The sequence below is a fragment of the Mycolicibacterium vinylchloridicum genome, assembly GCF_013404075.1.
Classification (GTDB): domain Bacteria; phylum Actinomycetota; class Actinomycetes; order Mycobacteriales; family Mycobacteriaceae; genus Mycobacterium; species Mycobacterium vinylchloridicum.
Genome location: NZ_JACBJQ010000174.1, coordinates 1 through 1,418 on the forward strand (window position 1 = coordinate 1; position 1,418 = coordinate 1,418).

The following is a 1,418-nucleotide window of genomic DNA, read 5'->3' on the forward strand; positions in this document are numbered from 1 at the left end:
GAGGAATGATCAAGACTTGTGGATCTGGGAGGGCGTGCCTTCCCGCAAATATGATCCCGGTAGTCACTTGATCAAGTCAGCGTTGCAGCGCTGGCGGAAAGGCACGCTTCGTGCTCACGGTAGTCAACAACAACGAAGGTTCCAACCCGGCCGGCCAAGACCGCTCGATCCTCGATGAGATCGTGCGTGACGGGGCCCGGCAGATGCTCGCCGCGGCACTGCGCGCTGAGGTCGCCGCCTATATCGACCAGTTCGTCGATCAGGTCGATGAGAATGGGCACCGGCTGGTGGTGCGCAACGGGTATCACCACGAACGTGAGGTGATGACCGCCGCCGGTGCGGTCGCGGTGAAAGCACCCCGGGTCAACGACAAGCGTGTCGACCCGGAAACCGGTGAGCGGCAGAAGTTTTCGTCGAAGATCCTGCCTGCGTGGGCACGCAAGAGCCCGGAGATCTCTGCGGTGCTTCCGTTGCTGTACCTGCATGGGCTGTCCTCCGGTGATTTCGGGCCCGCCCTGGAGCAGTTCCTGGGGTCGGGCGCGGGGCTGTCAGCAGCCACGATCACCCGGCTGACCAGTCAATGGCAGAAAGAGGCCGCCGCCTTCGCCGACCGGGCTATCACCGCCGATTATGTGTACCTGTGGGTCGACGGCATCCACCTCAAAGTGCGTTTGGAGCAGGAGAAACTATGCCTGCTGGTGATGATCGGGGTCCGCGCCGACGGCAAGAAGGAACTCATCGCCCTGGCTGATGGGTATCGGGAATCGACCGAGTCGTGGGCCGATCTGCTGCGCTCGTGCAAACGCCGCGGCATGACGGCGCCGGCCCTGGCGGTCGGGGACGGGGCGCTCGGGTTCTGGGCCGCGCTGCGGGAGGTGTTCCCACAAGCGCGTGAGCAACGCTGCTGGTTCCATAAACAAGCCAATGTGCTTGCTGCACTGCCGAAATCAGCACACCCCAACGCGATCAAAGCGATGCAGGAAATCTACAACGCCGAAGACGACACGCACGCACGCCAAGCGATCGTGGCCTTCGAGAAGGCTTACGGCGCCAAGTACCCCAAGGTTGTGGCCAAGATCATCGATGACGCCGACGTGTTGCTCGAGTTCTACCGGTACCCGGCCGAACACTGGATACACCTGCGCACCACTAACCCGATCGAATCCACCTTCGCGACCGTGCGACTGCGGACCAAGGTCACCAAAGGCCCCGGATCCCGCGCTGCGGGTCTGGCGATGGCCTACAAGCTGATCGAGGCCGCACAGGCGAAATGGCGAGCGGTCAACGCACCCCACCTGGTGAAACTGGTCCGCGACGGCGCCACCTTCGAGAAGGGAAAACTCGCCGAAACCGACTCCACCTCACCCACCGAGGAGGCCGCCTGAAACTCGCTCATCCACAAGTCTTGACAATATCTC

At 62.6% G+C, this 1,418-nt stretch carries 1 protein-coding gene; it reads left to right on the forward strand.

All coding sequences use genetic code 11. The features are described from left to right. Positions 1-110 precede the first annotated feature (110 nt). Positions 111-1,385, forward strand: a complete 1,275-nt coding sequence (locus HPC46_RS34385) for an IS256 family transposase (RefSeq protein ID WP_036429281.1) — start codon at positions 111-113, stop codon at positions 1,383-1,385. Positions 1,386-1,418: the final 33 nt, after the last annotated feature.